The 21,014-nt window shown below is 59.1% G+C and carries 16 protein-coding genes; 10 read left to right on the top strand and 6 right to left on the bottom strand.

Annotation, left to right across the window (positions count from 1 at the left end; translation table 11 throughout):
- Positions 1 to 151: 151 nt before the first annotated feature.
- Positions 152 to 1,018, bottom strand: coding sequence for a rhomboid family intramembrane serine protease (locus tag C7378_RS01690; protein WP_131991064.1), 867 nt, complete (start codon positions 1,016 to 1,018; stop codon positions 152 to 154).
- 92 nt (positions 1,019 to 1,110) lie between these two features.
- Here C7378_RS01690 and purH point away from each other — a divergent pair, with 92 nt between their 5' ends.
- The 4 genes from purH (at position 1,111) to sixA (ending at position 5,088) form a co-directional block, all read left to right on the top strand.
- Complete coding sequence (gene purH, locus C7378_RS01685) at positions 1,111 to 2,685, top strand: bifunctional phosphoribosylaminoimidazolecarboxamide formyltransferase/IMP cyclohydrolase (RefSeq protein WP_131991062.1); 1,575 nt, start codon at positions 1,111 to 1,113, stop codon at positions 2,683 to 2,685.
- A gap of 121 nt (positions 2,686 to 2,806) precedes the next feature.
- The gene (locus C7378_RS01680; RefSeq protein WP_131991060.1) at positions 2,807 to 3,643 is read left to right on the top strand and encodes a hypothetical protein; all 837 of its coding nucleotides are present in this window, start codon (positions 2,807 to 2,809) and stop codon (positions 3,641 to 3,643) included.
- Positions 3,644 to 3,646: 3 nt separating this feature from the next.
- Complete coding sequence (locus C7378_RS01675) at positions 3,647 to 4,333, top strand: class I SAM-dependent methyltransferase (RefSeq protein ID WP_131991058.1); 687 nt, start codon at positions 3,647 to 3,649, stop codon at positions 4,331 to 4,333.
- A 227-nt stretch (positions 4,334 to 4,560) separates the two neighbouring features.
- A complete protein-coding gene (gene sixA, locus C7378_RS01670) occupies positions 4,561 to 5,088 on the top strand; it encodes a phosphohistidine phosphatase SixA (RefSeq protein ID WP_131991056.1) in 528 nt (175 codons plus the stop codon).
- Here sixA and C7378_RS01665 read toward each other — a convergent pair.
- Together C7378_RS01665 and C7378_RS01660 are read right to left on the bottom strand one after the other, a co-directional pair.
- On the bottom strand, positions 5,040 to 6,563 hold the full coding sequence (locus C7378_RS01665; RefSeq protein WP_131991054.1) for a Ppx/GppA phosphatase family protein: 1,524 nt from the start codon (positions 6,561 to 6,563) through the stop codon (positions 5,040 to 5,042). The genes sixA and C7378_RS01665 overlap by 49 nt on opposite strands.
- Before the next feature lie 121 nt (positions 6,564 to 6,684).
- Positions 6,685 to 7,455 carry a CHAD domain-containing protein gene (locus tag C7378_RS01660; RefSeq protein ID WP_165876588.1) on the bottom strand — a complete coding sequence of 257 codons (771 nt, stop codon included), beginning with the start codon at positions 7,453 to 7,455 and terminating at the stop codon, positions 6,685 to 6,687.
- 138 nt (positions 7,456 to 7,593) lie between these two features.
- On the opposite strand from C7378_RS01660, the gene C7378_RS01655 reads away from it, so the two are divergent.
- On the top strand, positions 7,594 to 9,534 hold the full coding sequence (locus tag C7378_RS01655; RefSeq protein WP_131991050.1) for a glycosyltransferase family 39 protein: 1,941 nt from the start codon (positions 7,594 to 7,596) through the stop codon (positions 9,532 to 9,534).
- A 27-nt stretch (positions 9,535 to 9,561) separates the two neighbouring features.
- Here C7378_RS01655 and C7378_RS01650 read toward each other — a convergent pair whose 3' ends face one another.
- Together C7378_RS01650 and serS are read right to left on the bottom strand one after the other, a co-directional pair.
- Positions 9,562 to 9,921: a hypothetical protein gene (locus C7378_RS01650; protein WP_131991048.1), complete on the bottom strand. Its 360-nt coding sequence runs from the start codon at positions 9,919 to 9,921 to the stop codon at positions 9,562 to 9,564.
- Positions 9,918 to 11,219 (bottom strand): serine--tRNA ligase, encoded by a 1,302-nt coding sequence (gene serS, locus C7378_RS01645; protein ID WP_131991046.1) that lies wholly within the window; start codon positions 11,217 to 11,219, stop codon positions 9,918 to 9,920. Before serS ends, C7378_RS01650 begins: the two co-directional genes overlap by 4 nt.
- 104 nt (positions 11,220 to 11,323) lie before the next feature.
- On the opposite strand from serS, the gene C7378_RS01640 reads away from it, so the two are divergent.
- The 3 genes from C7378_RS01640 to C7378_RS01630 all read left to right on the top strand — a co-directional run bounded on the left by C7378_RS01640 (position 11,324) and on the right by C7378_RS01630 (position 16,724).
- Positions 11,324 to 13,771 carry a zinc-dependent metalloprotease gene (locus C7378_RS01640; RefSeq protein WP_131991044.1) on the top strand — a complete coding sequence of 816 codons (2,448 nt, stop codon included), beginning with the start codon at positions 11,324 to 11,326 and terminating at the stop codon, positions 13,769 to 13,771.
- Positions 13,772 to 13,890: 119 nt separating this feature from the next.
- Positions 13,891 to 15,555, top strand: coding sequence for an acyl-CoA mutase large subunit family protein (locus C7378_RS01635; RefSeq protein ID WP_243647990.1), 1,665 nt, complete (start codon positions 13,891 to 13,893; stop codon positions 15,553 to 15,555).
- Between the two features lie 92 nt (positions 15,556 to 15,647).
- A complete protein-coding gene (locus C7378_RS01630; RefSeq protein WP_131991040.1) occupies positions 15,648 to 16,724 on the top strand; it encodes a LacI family DNA-binding transcriptional regulator in 1,077 nt (358 codons plus the stop codon).
- Positions 16,725 to 16,727: 3 nt separating this feature from the next.
- On the opposite strand, the gene C7378_RS01625 is transcribed toward C7378_RS01630, so the two are convergent.
- A complete protein-coding gene (locus C7378_RS01625; protein WP_131991038.1) occupies positions 16,728 to 17,420 on the bottom strand; it encodes a hypothetical protein in 693 nt (230 codons plus the stop codon).
- A 193-nt stretch (positions 17,421 to 17,613) separates the two neighbouring features.
- Here C7378_RS01625 and C7378_RS01620 point away from each other — a divergent pair, with 193 nt between their 5' ends.
- A complete protein-coding gene (locus C7378_RS01620; RefSeq protein WP_165876586.1) occupies positions 17,614 to 19,512 on the top strand; it encodes an aryl-sulfate sulfotransferase in 1,899 nt (632 codons plus the stop codon).
- 64 nt (positions 19,513 to 19,576) lie between these two features.
- Positions 19,577 to 21,013 carry a glutamate--tRNA ligase gene (gene gltX, locus C7378_RS01615; protein WP_243647989.1) on the top strand — a complete coding sequence of 479 codons (1,437 nt, stop codon included), beginning with the start codon at positions 19,577 to 19,579 and terminating at the stop codon, positions 21,011 to 21,013.
- Position 21,014: the final 1 nt, after the last annotated feature.

The following is a 21,014-nucleotide window of genomic DNA, read 5'->3' as shown; positions in this document are numbered from 1 at the left end:
CCGCCCATGACCGGATTGATGCCGTAAAACGTCAGAATCCTGGCGTCGCAATGAAGTCGTCAGAGCCTTGCGGCGGACCCGTGCCGGATAAACGTGCCGGATAAAAAGGTTCAGCAATGGCCAGATCAACATTGGCCTTTGGGTAGATCTCTCAGCCGCGCCAGAAAGATCTGACCCCGAAACACAGCAGAAGAAGCAGGAAAGTCATCCCCACGGTAGCAATCCATCGCCTGCGAAGAAACTGGGCCCGGGCGGCGCCGATGCGCGGCACAAGTGGAATACCAAAGGCCAGCCCGCTGAGGAAGCCTCCTAGGTGGGCCATATTGTCTATCTGCAGGCGAGTGCGCGCGACCCAGGTGCCAGCGCCGATGACGAAGTTCAGTACCGCGAACCAGATCACACTGCGACGCAGTCTGCCAACCTCGGCCTGCGGCAGGGGAAGCAGCGGCGACTTGAGCAGAATGATCAGCACCCCAGCTAGTCCAAACACAGCACCAGACGCACCTGCGCCCACGATGCCCTGAGGGCCGCCATGAACTCCCGGATGCACCGCCGTGCTGAGAAGATTGCCCGCGATGCCGGTCAGCAGATAAGCCGCAAACATCCCAAACGGCCCAAGGAGGGGCTCGCCCAGCAACCCCAGATTCCAGAGGCACCACATGTTGGTTGCCAGATGCAGCAGCCCGACGTGGACAAACATGGCAGTGACCAGACGCCACCACTGCCCCAGCACGAGCACGAATGGGCCGTAATCTGCCCCCCAGACCAAGAGCTGCTCCGGGGTAGGCGATGTCATGGAAACGCCGGTCAGGAGCATGCCCAGGAAAACGAGGCAGTTAATCCCCACCAGAACGTAGGTCGCCGGGGCGAATGCCCAGCGTCGACGCGGACGGGGCGGCGGCTGCACGGGACGGTAGTAATAGGCCTGGGGCGGCTCCGGAGTGGCGCCCGGCGGCAATATCTCGGGTTCTCTCGCTACAGAGCGGGAGACATCGCCCTCGCGCCAAGTGGAATCCATAGCAATACGCTACCCTTCCCTGCCGCCGGTGACAACCGCCGCCGTGCTGCTTACAATCTGGATTCAGGCTGAATGCAAAAGGAGCGTACTTTTTGAGCGGCAACAAACAGGTGCGGCGCGCACTGCTAAGCGTGACCGACAAGACTGGAATTCTCGATTTCGCGCGGCAGCTCGCGCAGCATAAGATTGAACTCGTCTCCACTGGCGGAACCGCCAAAGCTCTGCGGGATGCCGGGCTGGAGGTTCGGGACATCTCCGACCTGACCGGCTTCCCTGAGATGCTCGACGGGCGGGTAAAAACGCTCCACCCTAAGGTTCACGGCGGAATCCTTCACATTCGCGGCAATGCTGCACACCGCGCCGCAGTAGCTGAACACGGGATCGAGCCAATCGACATGGTGGTCGTCAATCTCTATGCCTTTGAGAAGACAGCCACACGCGCCGGAGCTACCTTCGCCGAGATTATCGAAAACATCGACATTGGCGGTCCTTCCATGGTGCGCTCGGCAGCAAAGAACTTTGAAGATGTAGCCATCGTGACCTCTCCTGACGACTACGCGGCTCTCGCAGACGAACTGGCTGCCAACAGCGGCGCCCTTGGCCGGGAGACGCGTTGGCGACTCGCGCAGAAGGCCTTCGCGGTGACCGCGGCGTATGACACCGCAATCGCGAATGCTCTGGAGCAGATTCCCTCGCCCGAGCCCGCAGAGGCCCCTCCACAGCTCTCCAGGGAGCAGTTCCCTGCCGCACTGCGAATCAACTTCCCCCGCGCCATGAGCCTGCGCTACGGAGAGAACCCGCACCAACAGGCGGCACTCTATTCTGACGGCTCCGGCCTCGGCATCGCTGGCGCGGAACAGCTACAGGGCAAGGAACTAAGCTATAACAACCTCGTCGACCTGGACGCGTGCTGGGAACTGGCACAGGAGTTCGAGGAAACCGCGGTCGCCATCATCAAACACACCAATCCCTGCGGGGCAGCCACAGGCGCCACCGTCCTGGAAGCCTACAGCAAGGCTCTTTCCTCCGATCCGGTTTCCGCCTTTGGCGGCGTCATCGGCGTCAACCGAGAAATCGACGGCGCGGCAGCCGAAGAGATTGCAAAGCTCTTCGTCGAAGCCATTGCGGCCCCCGGCTTTACTGAAGAAGCGCGCACTCGATTCGCCGCCAAGAAGAACCTTCGGCTTGTCGTTGTGCGCCCGTCACAGGCAAGTCGAGTAATGAAGCAGGTATCCGGCGGTCTGCTGCTACAGGATGCCGATCGCGGTCACGTCACCGCGTCTGAGCTGAAGACCGTCACGAAGCGGAAGCCCACCGACGACGAACTGGCCTCCCTGCTCTTCGCATGGCGCGTCAGCAAGCATGTGAAGTCCAATGCCATCGTCTATGCCCGCGATAACCAGACAGTGGGCGTCGGCGCAGGCCAGATGAGCCGGGTTGACGCGGCAAAGTTTGGCGCGATGAAAGCGGTCCTGTCCCTCGAAGGCTGTGTAGCAGCATCGGACGCTTTCTTTCCTTTCCCTGATGGGTTGGAGACGGTGGCGGCGGCGGGAGCAACAGCAGTGATCCAGCCCGGGGGGTCGGTACGGGATGAAGAGGTGATCGCAGCTGCTGACCGCCTCGGCATAGCGATGGTCTTTACGGGGATGCGTCACTTCCGCCACTAGATTCCCACTCCCTTCTCAAGGGTTCACGGGACAGTAATTCCCACTGGTTTTTCTCCGGTTGAATTACTGTTCCGCTGCTCCCATTCCTTACAATCGAAGTGTGGCCATTGCAGCCCCACCCTTGAACAGATCAACGGCCAGCCCTCTCGGCTGGCTGACTTCGATCCCCGTCTACTGGCATCTGCTCAGTCTGGATGCGCCGACCGTAGCTGCCCTCTGGTGCTGGAGTATGGCCCGTGCCTGCGGCATCGCGCTACCCGCGGGCGCACCTCTCCTGCTTGCGCTGGGCACCTGGCTTGTCTACGTTGCGGACCGGCTGCTCGATGGGCTACCCGGCGCACACGCGGCCCACCTCCGCGCTCGACATCACTTCTACGCACGCCATCGGCTGCCTTTCTTGATCCTGGGTGCGACAGGAGCCTTGCTGCTACTCTGGCTGGTATTCACGCGCATGGCTCCGCTGGTACGCCGCGAAGACACAGCAGTCTTCCTGGTTGCGCTCGTCTATTTCATACTCGTCCACACACAATCGGCGGCCGTTGAAGGGCTGCTCTCCAAGGAACTGGCCGTGGGAGCCCTCTTCGCCACTGCAACCGCGGTGCCGGTGTGGGCGCGACTGGGGAGTGCTCACACCGCCCTAGTTCCGCTCGTGGTCCTGTTTGCGGCACTCTGCTGGCTAAACTGCGCGGCAATCAACAAATGGGAGCAGCCCCTCGATGCGCCACTCCGCTTTGCAGAGCGTCATCTGCCCCTAGTGTGCGGAATCCTGGCAGCCGTGGCCATAGTTCTCGCCGCAGGCAGCCATTCTTCACGACACCTGCTGCTTGCACTTGCTGCAGCCGCTGCGTTGCTCGCGCTACTCGACCGCTCCCACACCAAGCTTTCGCCCATGTTCCTCCGCGTAGCGGCAGATGCTGCATTGCTGACGCCCCTGCTGATTCTTCCCTGGCTCAGATAAGCAATGTCCCCCAGGCTAAATTTCGACCGAATCGCCCGCCCCTACCGCTGGCTCGAATATCTTAGCTTCGGCCCGCTGCTTGAACGTTGCCGCTTTTATCGTCTCGACGCGGCGAAGGGCTGCACCCAGGCGCTGGTATTAGGCGACGGAGACGGACGCTTTCTCGCGAAGCTGCTCGCTAGCCACACGAACCTTCATGCCGAGGCGGCTGACATCAGCCCGGCCATGCTCAAACTGCTACAGCGGCGTGTTGCGCGAATTGATGCAGTCCAGCGGTTGCGATTGCAGTGTGTTGATATACGCAACTTCACCCCGGAAGGCCATTTCGATTTCATCGCCACTCACTTCTTCCTCGACTGCCTGAGTGCAGATGAGATTGCCGCTCTGATCAAACGCCTTGAGCCAGCCGTAGAACCCGGAGCGGTCTGGATCATTTCGGAATTTGCGCTCCCGCATAGCGGGTTGGTGAAATGGCCGGCGCGTATCATCGTGCGCAGTCTTTACCGGGCCTTCGGTCTGCTGACAGGGCTCGAGGTCCGTGCCCTGCCGCCGCATGCACACCTGCTCCGGGCGTCGGCCTTCGAACGCATCGACAGCCGGGCGTGGCTAGGCGGCCTGCTGATAAGCGAGCTATGGAGAAAGATGGAGTCGGGCAACAGCAGACCCTCCCTGGCCGTCCCACCTGCATGAGCCTCAGTTCCATTCCAGGGATCGACCCTGGCCCGCTGCCCACCCCTGTTCCGGGTCCTGACCCGGGTCCGCTACCCAACCCCGATCTGCCGGAAGGCCCTGGAAATCCGGAACCCGACCCAGGACTGCCCCCGGAGCCAACACCTACACCATCTCCCGTCACGATATGAGCACCGGTTGCTAGAATCGTTGAGGTACAGGTTTCGACTTAAGAAAGTGATCTCCGCATGAACGTCTATATCCTGCGCCACGCAAGCGCAGGTACCCGTCGCGCTAATCCCGTCATCGATGTGCGGCGGCCGCTCGACAAGGAAGGCAAGCAGCAGTGCATTTTGATCGCCAGCTACCTCAACGCGCTGCGCGTACAGTTTGATCTGGTCGTTTCGAGCCCCCTCAAGCGCGCGCTGCAGACCGCTTCAATGGTGGCAACTGAAACGGGCTATGAATCGAAGATCATGGTCTCCGAGGCGCTAGCACCGGGCGCTTCGGTAACGGCCTTCCTGACGCTGGTGGACGATCTGTCGGTTTATGAAAATGTGCTGCTGGTAGGCCACAATCCAAACCTGCCACAGTTTCTCGGCGCGCTGATTGCTTCGCCGGGCCGAGCTGCCGTCCGGCTGCGCAAGGGAGCTATCGCCCGGGTGGACTCCACCCGGAGACCGGGCACCCTGCATTGGCTGGTCGATCCCCGCATTCTGCGCGGCCTCTACACGAGGGTTACGAAGAGTTCTCTACGGAAGACCTCTCGGAAGTAAGAAGCCTCTTTTCGCAGAGACCATATCTCCAGCTCCGCTCCGGTGCGGCCAGGAACAAGCTCCAGCATTACGCGCTTGGGATAAACCTTGACGCGGACCTTGAGTACATCGCTGGCGCGATCCTGGTTCAACGCAACAGCCAGGCGCAGCAGCACCACGGCGCGCCGGACGTGTTCATGCTCTCCAGGAGCTACCTGGCGCATAGTGCGACCCGCTGGCTCAGGGCGGCTTTTGCCCAGGTAACGGGCAATTGCCGACGTGACAGCCCGCTGCTGCGGGGTAAATCCGAAGAGCTCTGAATTGGCAATAATGTACTGCGCGTGCCGATGGTGGCCCTGGTAGTTCATGAACTTGCCGACGTCTCGCAGCATCGCCGCAGCCTCCAGCATTGTCTGGTACTCCTCCGGCAGTTGGTGGATCGTTGCCAGATCATGAAAGAGCTGCTCTGCGTGTTGCCTGACCGGCTCTGCCTGCCGGGGTTCGACCCCGTAGCGGCGACAGGTTTCGAGCACTGCGTTCCAGCGGTCACGCTCAAACTGCTGATGAGCCGTCGTGCGGGGATCAGTCTCAGCCAACATCTGCGCGAGAATCCCATCGCGCAATCCCATGGAAGAGTAGCGATAGCCAGTGAGTGAGAACCGCTCCAGCAGCTCTGCAAAAACATGGGCGCCGGCAACGATAATCTCCGAACGCCTGGGGCCTATGCCCTGCACACCGCTGCGTTCCACATTGGTGAGCTTCGTCAGTTTGTCCGCGAGCTTGCGTACTGCCACAGTGGATGTAATTTCCACGCCCGCGGTACGCTTCTGCAGTACCCTGCCGGCTTCCGCTAGAGCCGCCGCTGTTCCTGACGTGGCAAGAACGAGCTTTACGCCGGCGGGCTGCACGCGTCGCTCTGCTCGCCTGAGCTCACGGGCAATGAACTGTTTGAGCCGGGCCACTTCATTCGGCGTGGGTGGGTCCGTCTGCAGAAACTCCTGCGTGAGCCGCACCGCCCCGAGAGGAACACTGATGGTTTCCACCAGGCGGCGATGATCAGAGAGTGAAATCTCACAGCTTCCACCGCCAACATCGATCAGAAGGCAGCGGCCCGCTGTACCGGGCTCATTGCTCATCACCCCGCGATGAATCAGGCGCCCTTCTTCAAGGCCGGAGATGATCTCTACCTCCCAGCCCGTTTCATCCTTGACCCACGCCAGGAAAGCCCGTCCATTGCGCGCATCCCGCATGGCCGCCGTAGCCACCGCGCGCACCTTATCAGCACTGTGCATCTGCACTGCGCGATAGAAGCGTTTGAGCGCCCGCAGTGTGGCCGCCATCGCATCCGGCGAGACAAGTCCGCTCTCGAAAACGCTGGCTCCCAGGCGCGTTACCTCGCGATCCTCATGCAAAACCTTGAGCTGATGCTGCACTACCCGTGCAATCTTCAATCTGCACGAGTTTGAACCGATATCGATCGCCGCAAAGGTCTGCATCGAGTACGCGTATCCTCCATAAAAATCTTCAGCAATCCTTACGTCGGGACTGCTTTCAGGCCACGATTGAACGATACACGGCCACGCTGCGAACGGGAATCCGCCATCAGGCGGCATGCCCTCATACAGCCCTGTGACCGGAGACCTTGGCCTTTTTCGCCCGCCATTGGACCAAAAGCTTCGCACGAAGCTTCATGGCAGTTCGGTACGCCACCGTGTAGTGGCGGTCGCGCTCGGCGTCAATGATAGCCACCAGCCCCGACGAATCCGTCTTGAGTGCTGCCCGCACCTCCTCCGAGAGCACCACCCAGTCGTGCCAGATGCCAATCTCGTCCTGCATCTGGTTCAGCGGCGCAGCAACCTTTCTGCCTCGAGCGCCTTCCATCTCCGCCATGTAGCGGGCCTTCTTCGCGCCTTTGCGAAAATCATGCAGGTTTTCAGGTGTAAGCCGGGGCAGCCTTCGGGTGAGTTCCGCGAATGCATCAAGGGCAGCGTCTGCCGCACCGCCAGCCATCGAACTGTGGTCGTAAGTCTTCGACTCAACTCCTCCAATAGCCTTGTCCAGCTGCTTTCGCCACTTTGCCGCGTCTTCCGTGAGTCTCACCGCGCTTTTTCTGCGTCTGCCGCGGAGCCAGAGATCCAGCTTGCGGGCATCCCGTCGGACCTCCAGAGATTGGCTCGCAGCCGCTTTCCGTTGCTCCCCGAGAACCAGGTCCTTCAGCAGCCCGCGATGGACATCAAGATCCCGCACCGGCCCGGCAGCCCGGCGGATCTTCCTGAGCAGCTTCCGGAGCGTAGCTGCCGCATGGTCGTGACTGGGGTGGTGTTTCGCCTGCAGCAAAAGATCGAGGGCAGCCTCACAGCGCCGTGCTCCGGTGCGCAAATGATGCACAACATCTTTCCCCGGTGATCGAGAGCACGCACCAAGAGTCTCAACAAGTGCTGTAACGGATTCCCTGACACCTTGTGATCTGCTGTTCTGCATGGCTCGCTGCTATTCTGATCTTTGTGCGTAGAGCACCTAAAAATCATGCCCGATATCAATAATGCACCTGCGAGGCCGTCCTTGCTCTCTTCTCCCAAGAAAAGCTGGACACTGCTTCTGCTCGTATTTGCCGCCGTCCACTTCGCGGCGCTGTTTTCTCCTGCCTTGCTGGACGATGCCGATGCCACCCACGCCAACGCAGCCGCGCATATGGCTCGCAGCGGCGACTGGGTCACGCTTTACGTTAACGGCATCCGCTATCTTGAGAAGCCTCCTCTGCCCTACTGGATGGTGGCGGTGGATTATCACCTTTTTGGATTCAATGTCTTTGCGACTCACCTGCCCATGTCACTTGCAGTCTTAGGCTGCGCCGTGCTCGCGTGGTTGTGGATGCGACGGGCCTACAGCGATCGGGCTGCCTTCTATTCAGCACTGGCGGTGCTTACCAGCATCGGGGTTTTCCTCTTTACGCGCTTTTTTATCCCGGAATCGATCCTCACCTTTTTCCTGATGCTGGCGCTTTACACCTTTCTGACGGCTCTGGAAGATCGAAGATACAACCGTCTCTATATCACCTACGCAGCACTGGCGCTGGCGCTGCTTGCTAAGGGCCTGATTGCTCCAGTCTTCTTCATCGCGGCCGTGGCGCCCTATCTTGCCATCTCCGGCGAATGGCGCAAGTGGAAGCATCTCCGCATTTTTACCGGGCTGCTGCTCTTCCTCGCGATAGCCGCGCCGTGGCATATCCTGGCCGGACTGCGGAATCCAGACTATGGCAACCCGGTCGGTAATGTACCCACCCCAGGCCATGTTCACGGCTTCTTTTACTTCTATTTCATCAATGAACACGTACTCCGCTTCCTGGGCAAGCGCTACCCGCACGACTACAACAAGCAGATGGGCGTGGTCTATTGGTTTGCACACCTGATCTGGCTCTTTCCCTGGTGCATATACTTTCTCGCGGCCCTGCGGCGCATGTGGAAACATCACCGGGACTTCTTCCGCTACCTTCGCTACGATTCGAATACCACGCTGCACCTGCTCGACAGTCGAACCACGGCCCATGAAGCGGCCTCCATGGCCGCCCAGCTACGTTTCCGTTCCCGTACAAACTGGCTGCTTGTCTTGTACGGGACGTTTATTCTCGTATTTTTCTCCATTTCTACCAACCAGGAGTACTACACCTGGCCTGCCTACCTGCCCCTGCTCATGCTCACCGCCGGACAGCTTTCCCTGGTCGAGCGTGCGGGTCGAGACGACAGGCCACGCTTCTGGCTCAAGGGCGGCCACATTGCGCTGGCCGTGGTCGGCACCGGCGCAGCTCTAGCGCTGGGGTATGGCCTGTGGAGTTCGCGCCACCTTCCCTATATCCACGATATCGGCACCCTGATGGCTCACCGCGGAGTGGGTAATTACTCGCTCTCCATGTCTCACTTCTTCGATCTGACAGGTCCTTCGTTTGCAGCCCTGCGACTACCCGCTGCGCTGGCCGCAATTGCGCTGCTGGTTGGGCCACTCATCGCGTGGCGCCTTCGCGTGCGCGAACATGATTTTGAAGCCACCGTATCGGTAGCGTTCACTGCAGCCATCTTCCTGATAGCCGCGCACATCGCCTTTGCCCGCTTCCAGCCCATGCTTTCGTCTAAGGCATTGGCAGACACGGTTAACCGTCTGGCCGGTCCTAACGACCAGCTGATACTTTATGGCGATCAGGCCGACGGCTCTTCCGTAATTTTCTATACCCATCGCCGCGCGCTGCTGGTGCATGGACGCACCTCTTCCATGATCTGGGGCTCCTGCTATCCGGATGCGCCCCATATCTTTCTGGAGGATTCTGATCTGATGGCAATCTGGGGCCGCGGGCCGCGGAAATTCCTCTTCGTGCCAGGGGACTGGCACGATCACGTCGAATCGCTACTCGGCTCACATGCCTACAAGATTGAAGAATTGTCAGATAAGACGCTCTACACGGATCGTCCGCTGTAGAGCGTCCTGCGCTGCTGCCAAAACACTCTAACGATGCGCCCAGACCTTGTAAGCGGTGATTCTGCCGCTCGCATCGCGCAGGGGGGCATAGGAATCGATCGTCACCGGCCCGGACACGGGCTGGATGGCGCGCACCAGTTGCGCTTCACTGACGGAACCGTCCTTCGCATGCGCCAGGTCCGATGGCACCTGATAAATAAGGGCACCCCCGCCATTGGTTCGCACCAGCAATTCGCTTGGAGGCTGGTTAGCAACCGCCGGGTGATCGCCATAGTTCCACAGGTGCGGCGTGATGAAGATGAACGCAAGAATAAGCGTAACCATCACGTCGTAGTGCAGGCTGCCGCGCTCATACGTCCAGAAAATATAACCCTTAAGCGTCTTCATCTGATAACCTCCATGCCACCCATGTATGGCACCAGAATATCCGGTATACGAACTGAGCCGTTCGGCTGCTGATAATTTTCGATAACCGCGAGCCACGTCCGGCCAATCGCCAACGCGCTGCCATTCAGAGTGTGGACAAACTCCGTCTTCGACTGACCAGCAGGACGGTACCGGATGTTGGCGCGTCGCGCCTGAAAGGCCTCAAAGTTCGAGCAGGACGAGATTTCGCGGTAGAGGCCCTGTCCCGGCAGCCAGACTTCCAGGTCATAGGTCTTCGCCGCGCTGAAGCCCATATCGCCCCCGCATAGCAGCATCCGCCGATAGGGCAGACCGAGCTTCTCAAGAATCGACTCTGCATGCGCGGTCAGATTCTCGTGTTCGGCATAGCTGTCTTCCGGCCGCGTGAATTTCACCAGTTCAACCTTCTGAAACTGATGTTGACGAATAAGCCCGCGCACATCTTTCCCGTAGGCTCCTGCTTCCGCGCGAAAGCATGGCGTATATGCCGTCAGCGAAATAGGCCCCTCGGCCAGATCCACCACTTCGTCGCGATACAGATTCGTGACCGGTACCTCTGCAGTGGGAATCAGCCAGTGGTCATTGTCCTTGTACACGCCCGGCTCATACTCTTCGCAATGGAAGAGATCATCAGCAAACTTCGGCAGCTGCCCTGTTCCGTAGAGGGACTTGCTGTTAACCATGAACGGCGGCAGCACCTCAGTGTAGCCATGTGCCCCGGTGTGCTGATCGAGCATAAAGCTTGCGAGAGCGCGCTCCAGCCGCGCACCCGCTCCACGGTATACCGCAAAGCGCGCGCCGGAGAGCTTCGCCGCTCGCTCGAAGTCGAGGATGCCAAGCGACTCGCCCAGTTCCCAGTGCGGCTTCGGTGCAAAGTCGAATTCAGGCAGCCTGCCCCAGCTCTTGACCTCGACATTATCGTCGGCACTCGCTCCGGCTGGAACGCTCTCGTGCGGCAAGTTCGGAATGCGCTCGAGCAGCGCACGCATTTCGCTCTCCGCTTCGCTGGCGGCGTTGTCCAGCGCCTCCAGGCGCTGCTTCATTGAGCGTGTCTCTTCCTGAAGGGCGGTGGCATCCTGCCCGGCCTTCCGTAGCCGCGCCACCTCTTCACTCAGGCGGTTGCGCTGCGCCTTAAGTTGTTCCGATTCCGTAATGCGCTGGCGGCGCGCATCGTCGAGCGAACGAAAATCACCGAGAAGTGCCGCGGCCTCGCCGCCACGCGTTTTGAGCCGCTCCTCGACAAATTCCAGGTTTCCCCTGACAAAGGCAAGATCAAGCATAAGTATCCAGCTTACTAAAAAGCTCTCAATCCTCCCGCATCTCTCTGGCTGTCAATGCAGAAACGCGCTACCCTCAAACCATTCCCTTGCCTGAGGAAGACCTGATGCCACGACTGCGCACCTTGCTCGCCGCCTGCCTATTCGCACTCACCTGCTCGCTGAGCCTCGCTGGACAGAACACAATCGCAGAAAAGACCAGCGCCATGAAGCATCTCGATGGTCTCTTCCCGCTCGACTGGGACGCAAAATCAGGCAAGCTCTACCTGGAGATCGGCAGCTTCAGCAAGGATTTCCTCCTCCTCGATTCGCTGCCCTATGGCGTCGGCTCCAATGATCTTGGCCTCGACCGTGGGCAGCTCGGGCGCAGCCATGTCGTGCATTTCTACCGCAGCGGCCCGCATGTGCTGCTGATCGAGAAGAATCTCGCCTACCGCTCCAGTTCAAGCGAGCCGGAAGAACAGCTCGATGTACAGCAGTCCTTCGCCCAGTCTGTCTTATGGGGCTTCAAAGTTGAGGCGGAGGACAATGGCAAAGTCCTGGTAGACGCGACTGATTTCTTCCTGCACGACTCCCATGGCGTCGCGGAGCGGCTTGTGCAGGCGAGGCAGGGCGCCTATAAGCTCGACCCCACGCGCAGCACCATTGCCATGGAGGCGACGAAGAACTTCCCACTCAACACCGAAGTCGACTCCATCCTCACCTTCACCGCGGATGGCCCGATGCGCGGCAAGCTGGTCGCCTCGGTCACTCCCGATCCCCACGCCGTCACGGTGCATGAGCACACTTCCCTCATCCAGCTGCCGGACGATGGCTACCAGCCTCGCGCCTTCGACCCGCGCGCCGGCTACTTCGATATTCAATATCGCGACTACTCCGCCCCTCTTGGTGCGCCCATGGACGTTCATCTCATCACGCGCCACTGGCTCCAGAAAAAGGATCCCGGCGCAGCCCTGAGCGAGCCGGTAAAGCCCATCATCTACTACGTCGACCGCGGCGCGCCTGAACCGATTCGCAGTGCCCTCGTTGAAGGCGCCAGCTGGTGGAATCAAGCCTTCGAGGCTGCAGGATTCAAGAACGCCTTTCAGGTTAAAGTGCTTCCCGAGGGCGCTGACCCCATGGATATCCGGTACAACATGATCCAGTGGGTGCATCGCTCAACTCGTGGCTGGTCTTATGGCGACAGCGTCATCGACCCACGGACCGGCGAAATCATCAAGGGCCAGGTCACTCTCGGCTCTCTTCGCGCGCGTCAGGACTATCTCATCGCCGAGGCACTTCTCTCGCCTTACCAGAAAGGCAAGCCCATATCTTCGGCCATGAAGGAGTTGGTGCTGGCGCGCATCCGTCAACTCGCCGCGCATGAGACCGGTCACACCCTCGGCCTCGCTCACAACTTTGCTGCAAGCTCGATTGCCGCTGGCACGTCGGTGATGGATTATCCGCATCCTTGGATTACGCTCGACTCCAACGGACGCCCGGACCTCTCGCATGCATACACGACCGGCATCGGCGCATGGGATAAGGTCGCAATCCAGTATGGGTACTCGCAGTTCCCCACCGGAACCGACACGCATAAGGCACTCGATGCCATCCTGAGCAAAGCCTTATCCAGCGGCCTCTATTTCATCACCGATGAGGATTCCCGCCCGCTGGGCAGCGCCAATCCCTATTCGCATCTTTGGGACAACGGTCATGACCCTGCTGTTGAACTCGACCGTCTGCTCACCGTCAGGACCGCGGCACTCAAGCACTTCGGAGAAGATGCCATTCAGCCCGGCGAACCGATGGCCCAGCTTGAAGACACACTCGTACCCCTCTACCTGCTGCATCGATACCAGACAGAAGCGGCAGCGAAGGAGCTTGGTGGCCTCGATTATCGCTATGCCCTTCGAGGCGATAACCAGATGGTGACAAAGCCTGTCTCCGCTGCCGATCAGCAGCGCGCGCTTGCAGCCGTGCTCAGGACACTCAGCCCGGATGTGCTCACGCTGCCGGCGTCACTCCTGCAGATGCTGCCTCCGCGACCGCCAGGCTATCCGCGCACGCAGGAGTCCTTCCAGGGACACACCGGCCTGACCTTCGATCCTGAGGGTGCCGTTGAATCAGCGGCGGATCTGACAAATAACCTGCTCTTCAACCCTGACCGTGCCGCTCGTCTGGTGGAAGAAAAGCAGCAGGACACCTCACTGCCCGGCCTTGAGGATGTAATCGAAGCGACTCTTAAAGCCACCTGGTATGCGCCGCGCTTAGCAGGACTCGAAGGCGAAACGCAGCTCACGGTTGAGGATTCAGTCTTGCGCCACCTGCTGTCGCTTGCTGCCGCCCCGGGAGCATCTCCTGAAGCGAAAGCTGTTGCGGCAGCAGAATCATCCAAACTTGCCAACTGGCTAAAGGGCAGAACAAACATTGTGAACGCGCCACCATTGCTGCACGCACACTGGAGCGCCGCACTCGAACAGATAAACGCCTTCAAACAGGCTCCGGCAAAGTTTGCCACTCCCAGCGAACTGGAAGCCCCTCCGGGGCAGCCAATTGGCGAGGATGACTTCTAGGGATCGGTTCCTTGCCGGCCCTATCTTTGCTCCCCTATGCTGGTGGATACATCAGCATAGGGGGCGATCAAATGGTGGACGAGAAGCAGCGATGGGCTTCTGAGACTCTTGCACCCACTTTGGCTAAGGCAGCCGAGCAGCCCATCGGCTCCCGCACCGGCATCAACCTCAATGCTGAAGGAAACGCACAATTCACCAGCATTTCCGGCGCCCCGGTAGAGCGGCTTTACACCGAGGCCGATCTTCCGCACGAGTGGCAGCCGCCTGACCCGGGGGAGCCGCCCTATACGCGCGGCATCCATGCGACAGGCTACGGGGGCCGGCTCTGGACGATGCGCCAGTTTTCCGGCTTTGCCTCCCCTGAAGAGACGAACCTCCGCTACAAATATCTGCTGGCAAATGGTGGCAATGGATTGTCGGTCGCCTTCGACCTGCCGACCCTTATGGGGCGCGACTCCGACGACCCGCTGAGCGAGGGGGAGGTGGGCAAATGCGGCGTCGCCATCGATTCGCTTGAAGACATGGAGACCCTCTTCGATGGCATAAATCTCGAGACAACCAGCGTTTCAATGACCATCAACTCTCCTGCATGCGTGCTCTGGGCCATGTATCTCGCGGTCGCGGAGAGGCAGGGAGCGGACCTCGCAAAGCTCTCCGGCACACTGCAAAACGACATCCTCAAGGAGTACATTGCGCAGAAAGAGTATCTCTATCCGCCGGCGCCATCCATGCGCCTGGTCGTCGATACGCTCGAGTACGGCGCGGTGATTACGCCCCGCTACAATCCGATATCGATCTCGGGATACCATATCCGCGAGGCCGGTTCGACTGCGCTGCAGGAGTTGGCCTTCACCCTCTACGATGGCATCGAATATGTCGAGTGGGCCCTCCGGCGGGGAATGAAGATTGACGATTTTGCGCCCCGCCTGAGCTTCTTCTTTAATTCTCATAATGATTTTTTTGAGGAGATTGCCAAGTTCCGTGCCGCGCGCAAGCTATGGCACTCGGTTATGACGGAGCGCTTCGGCGCGAAAAATATCCGTTCCCACTGGATGCGGTTTCATACCCAGACTGCGGGCGTTTCGCTCACCGCGCAACAGCCAAAGAACAATATCGCGCGTGTAGCCCTGCAGGCGCTCGCCGCCGTCCTCGGGGGAACGCAATCCCTCCACACTGATGCCTTCGATGAGGCGCTGGCCTTGCCGACGGAAGACGCGGCCCGCATCGCTCTGCGAACCCAGCAGATCCTCGCTTATGAGTCCGGAGTGGCGAATGTTGGAGATCCTTTGGGCGGCTCCTATTTTGTCGAGAAACTCACCAGCAACATGGAAGAAGGCGCGCGCAGCTACTTCAAAAAGCTCGATGAGATAGGCGGCATGGTGCGAGCCATCGAGCAGGGATATCCCCAACGCGAAATCGCAGAGGCAAGCTACCGCTATCAGCGTGCGGTTGAGGCAGGCGAGAAGACTATTGTCGGCGTGAATAGCTTCACCGTGGAGGAGCCGCCACCAGAGACCCTTTACATCGGCGAATCCGTGCGCGAGGCCCAGACTGCGAAACTGCGAAGCCTTCGCTCGCGCCGATCCAACCAGGCAGTCGACCGTGCGCTGTCAGCCCTTTGCCGCGCAGCCGAAAGGGAGCCTGCTGCCTCACATACCGGAATTTCATCGGCTAATACAATGCCTGCCCTTCTGGACTGCGTGCGAGCCCTGGCAACCGTGGGCGAAATCTGCACGGCTCTGGAAAGGGTTTTTGGCGAATATCAGGAAGCCGCTTTCGCCTGATCAGTGATTTCGTTCCCAAGCAAGTCGTCACCGACCTTTGTGTCGATTATCGCAGTTAGTAAATCCATTCAAGACGTGCTACAACATCGCCTATGGCGAAAAATAAGCAAGATAATCCCGCCAAGCGCGATTCCGTCAATCTTCGTCAGCTTTCAGAGCTGCTCCAGTTGTCTCAGACTACGATTTCTCTCGTCCTGAATGATTCCCCGGCGGGAAAGTCGATTCCTGCGCAGACGCGCGAACGTGTCTTCGCCGCTGCCAAGAAGTTTCAATATCGCCCGAATTATTTCGCTCGTTCCCTCCGTAAGAGCCGCAGCATGTCCATCGGCGTCATGGCCCCCGACCTGAGCGAAGGCTACTTTACGATGGTGATGAATGGGGTAGAAGCGCAACTGCTTAGCTCCCACTACTTCTATTTCACCGCCAGCCATTACTGGGACACAAAATTGATGCAGGAGTACCCGCGTCTATTGGTGGAGAGGGCAGTGGATGGATTTCTGCTGCTCAACACTCCTGCTGATTTTGAAAGCACGCTGCCGCTGGTTGCCATCTCGGCGCACACCAATACATCCGGTGTCACGAACATTGTGCTGGACCACTTACGCGCCGCGGAACTCGCACTGACCCACCTCTATGAACTTGGCCATCGCAACATCGTCTTCATGAAGGGCCCGGAGATTATCCCGGATACCGAGTACCGCTGGCAGAGCATTCTGGAAATGGCCAGCAAATTAGGCCTGCAGATACGCCCTGAACTCTGCATTCAACTCGAAGCAGACAGCTGGTCGCCCGACGTAGGCTATCAGCCCATGCAGCGGCTGATGGCACAGACCCAGGACTTCACCGCCGTTTTCAGCTTTAATGACATCTCTGCAATCGGCGTGCTGCGCGCCATTCATGACGCCGGCCTCAGCGTGCCGGGTGACATTTCGATCATTGGCTTTGACGACATCATGAGCGCTGCCTATCAGAAGCCCAGCCTGACCACGGTGCGTCAGCCCCTGCGAGAGATGGGCCGCGAAGGCGCACGGGTGCTGCTCGAAAAAATCGCAGACCCCGCTGCTACATTCCCGCAGGAAATTGTGATGACACCTGAGCTGATTGTTCGTGAATCGACTGGCACCGCCATGCGGAAACTTGCTACACGGAAGGCTGCCAGGCGTAACTAAGATTTATTCCTGGTGCCTCTCCGGTTTGCTGAGGCCACCGAATTCACGCAGAATGTTCAAACCGAAACTGACGCCTTCCTTCACGCCGTAGCGTTCCATCGTTTTGCCGAAGGTGATGCTGCTCTCAGGAGAATATGCGTTGCTGAGCGCGGTCGACATGCCAAAGCCAATCATGCTTGAGTAGTTTGGCATCTCGTTCCCTTGGTCGCTGTAAGCGACCACTTCACTGCGTAATGCCCACCACACACGCGACACAAAAGATCCAGTTCCCTTGCGAAAGTATCGCGGATCCTGATGAAACACATTCGGAAGGATGGCATCGGTGAAAAGAAACGTCGTTGCCAGGTTGGCTGCGTTATAGCCGAAACGTTGCGCGTAGGGTCCCCATCCCGACCCATACTGCGGCCCATAGCCGATGCCCTGATCGAGGCCAGCGAAAGCTGCAGACTCGATCAGAAACGAGGGATCGACCGTCTTGCGATATGCCATCTCAAATTTCTGCTTCGGCTTCAGTGGCGCGACCGGAATAGTCGGATCCTGCACAGTCTCAAACCCCGGAAAGAGCAGCAACACTCTACGGTGAGGCAGTGGCGCCTCAGGCAGCGATGGGTCGATCTTTGCCTGGGCATTTGCGCTGGAGGTGAAGGCAACAAAAGAGAGTGCGCACAGGAGGCCCGGCAAAAGGCGGCCTATCATCGGTGATTTCAAAATGCAGGGAACTCCTTATTAAGGATCAAGTAACCCTCATTAGACGCGCGATTCCGCTGATGCGATTCGCTACTTGTCCAAAAATGTCCTTATCGTAACGACACAGTCAGCTTGCATGGGACAAGTGCCTCCTTGGCGATCAGAGCTAGAATTCTTATGGACCCTTTCAGGATGGCAAGAGTTGAATAAATATTTATTTCGGCTGCTCCCCCTTTGCTTGTTGATTTCGCTGACCGGCTGTGGCGTACATTTTGCCAACCAGGCGCAGACCGCTCCTTCCCAGTCGCCACCGACTCAACCGCCACCCGTTGCCGGCCAGAGCGGTTCCATCACCATCAATCCGCAATATGTCGCTTTGCTACCCGGGGGCACGCAGAATTTCAGCGCAACAGGGGCAGCAGGGCAGCCGCTGCAGTGGTCCGTGAATGGAATTCCTGGAGGCAACAGCAGTGTTGGCGTAGTCTCCAGCACTGGTGTATACACCGCGCCTTCATCTCTGCCGCAGAGCACAAATGTGACGGTCACGGCAGCCCTGGCCTCGTCGCCACAGGCTAATTTCGCCACAGCCGTTGTTTCCCTCATCGATCAGGGCGTGGTCACGTCAACGGCAAATCCGCAGGTCGCCACCTATTCGATCTATCTGCCTGCGCCGGGTACTGTCAGTATCAGCTTCGGCAAAAGCACCAGCTACAACCTGAATACCTGGGCTCAGGCTACACCATCGCCAAACGGCGGCCAGATCAACATCTATGTCGCAGGAATGCTTGCCTCCACCCAGTACCACATGACCGCGAGGATCACCCTGAGCGACGGCGCCACCCTCACTGATGTTGATCACACTTTCGAGACCGGCATACCGCCCGTGACATCGCCCGTTGCGGCGACAACCTTCAGCGGGCAACAGCCTCAACCCGGTGTCGAGATGTTTGACACTCTTGTTCCCTGGGAGCCTTCGCAGGCCTTCGCGACCGATCTGCAAGGCAATATCATCTGGACTTATAGCTATCCCGGCTCGCATGAGGATGTAGTTCAGCCCATCAAGATGCTGCCGAACGGCCACTTCCTCGTCCTCCTCTCTTATGCTTCATCGATTGCCGTGAAGAGTGGAAAGATCATTCCCAATACCATCGATGAGGTACGAGAAGTCGATCTGGCAGGCAATACTATCCGGTCCATCACTGAAGCAAATCTTGCCAGCTCGCTCGCTGCAGCGGGATACAACCTGGCACTCGGCAGTCTGCATCACGACGTGCTCGAACTGCCAAACGGCCACTGGATTCTGCTGGCAACAGTCAGCAAGAGCGTTACGCTCACCGGCAGCACCAGCCCGACCAATGTGCTGGGCGATGTGCTCATCGATGTTGACCAGAACTCAAAACCTGTTTGGGTCTGGAACTCCTTCGACCACCTCGACGTGAATCGGCACCCCTATCTCTTTCCCGACTGGACACACTCGAACGCGCTGCTCTATTCGGCTGACGACCACAACCTGCTGCTCTCAATGCGCCATCAGAACTGGATCATCAAGATCGACTATCAGGATGGGCAGGGCTCGGGGAATATCCTCTGGCGCCTTGGCAAGGACGGCGACTTCAAACTTGTGAATGGCACTGATCCGACCGACTGGTTCTACGCCCAGCACGGCATGTCCTTCTTCACGTCCAATACAACCGGCGTGTGGAAACTGGGCATGATGGATAACGGCGATGATCGATATTTCCCGGCAAGCGGTGGAGGCAGCACTCAGGTCAACTGCTCCCCCCCGAACAATACCGGCAGCGCGCAATGCTACTCCACCACCCCGGTACTGCAGATCGATGATTCGGCGAAGACGGCCACTCTGGTCTATCACTACGTGGCGCCCACGAACCTGTACAACTTTTTCGGCGGCAATGTCGAACTGGAGCAGAACGGAGACATGGCAGCCGATTTCTGCGCTGCAGCCGGAGGCTCCGTCGTCCAGGAATTTCGCATGAACAGCAATACCAACCCTCAACTCGTATGGCAGGCGACGACCAAAGGCAACAATCAATACCGCGCTGAGCGCCTCCCAAGCCTCTACCCGGGGGTGCAGTGGTAGAGGCCGCGCTTGACGCAGAAGAAGGCTCTGCCTAGCATCGAGTTTGACCATGTCAGAAAATGCTGTGAAACCAAGGGTGCGCTTCGCACCATCGCCCACCGGATACCTGCATGTAGGCGGTGCACGGACTGCTCTCTTCAACTGGCTTTTCGCGCGCCACACAGGCGGCACCTTCATCCTGCGGATTGAGGATACGGACTTCGAGCGCTCCTCGGAAGAGATGGTCGAGGGCATCCTCGACGGCATGAGCTGGCTCGGACTCAACTGGGACGAGGGCCCCTTCTACCAATCGAAGCGGCTGGATCTCTATCGGGCAACGGCCGAGAAGCTCCTGGCCAGCGGCCATGCCTATCGCTGTTTCTGCACGAAAGAAGAGCTGGAACAGCGCCGCGCTGAGGCCACCGCCGCCGGACGTCAACCCATGTATGATCGCCGCTGCCGCACTCTGAGCGAAGAAACCGCCAAGCAACGCGTCGCGGCCGGGGAGATGAGCGCCTTGCGCTTTGCTGTGCCGGAACAAGGCACCACTTTCTTCGACGATGCCGTCTTCGGACGCATCGAGTTCGCCAACGCAGAGCTCGAAGATTTTGTACTGCTACGGTCCGACGGCATCCCCACCTACCACCTCAGCGTCGTTGCCGACGATGTGGACATGCGCCTGACCCACATCATCCGCGGTGCAGATCACCTCTCGAACACACCGAAACAGGTGTTGCAGTATCGCGCTCTGGGCGCCGAACTGCCGGTGTTCGCGCATGTCCCGCTTATTCTCGGGCCCGATAAAACCAGGCTCTCCAAACGCCACGGCGCCACCAGCGTTCTCGCTTACAAGGACCTGGGCATTGTCCCTGAAGCATTCCGCAACTTCCTCTCACTGCTTGGCTGGAGTCCGGAAGGCGACAATAAAAACCGCGAAATCTTCTCCTCGCAGGAAGTCACTTCGCTCTTCTCTTTAAGTGGCATCTCCAAATCGAATGCCGTCTTCGGCAATGAGAAGCTCGCCTGGTACAACCAGGAATATATCCGCAATTACAGCGCCGAGATGCTGCTGCCGCTCGTTGAGCAGGAGTGGGTCAAGGCAGGCATCTGGCCTGAGCGACCTCGCGAAGAACTACTCTCCACCCTCGATCTGCTCAAGGCGCGAGCACGCAATCTGACCGATTTTGCCATTGCCTTTCGCGCCTACTTCAGCGACGAATACGAGATCGACCCGACTGCGGCTGCAAAGTTTCTAAAGGACACTCAGGTTCGCGCGCTGCTGGTAGAGCTTGCTTCGCGATATATGAATGCCACCGAATTCACTGAGCAATCCGCGGAGACAATCCTTCGTGCCTTTGCAGAGGAGAAGCAAGTCAAACCGGGCCTGCTCATCAATGGCGCACGAGTAGCCCTCACGGGCCAGGCAGTCGCGCCCAGCCTCTTTACGGTCATGATGGCTCTCGGCCATCAACGGGTCGTCAAGCGGCTCACAGCAGCCGAGCAGATCGCCGTCCCCGCGTAAC

Source organism: Acidipila rosea, assembly GCF_004339725.1.
Classification (GTDB): domain Bacteria; phylum Acidobacteriota; class Terriglobia; order Terriglobales; family Acidobacteriaceae; genus Acidipila; species Acidipila rosea.
Note: the sequence above shows the minus strand (reverse complement) of the source record. Positions and strands in the feature narration are given on the sequence as shown.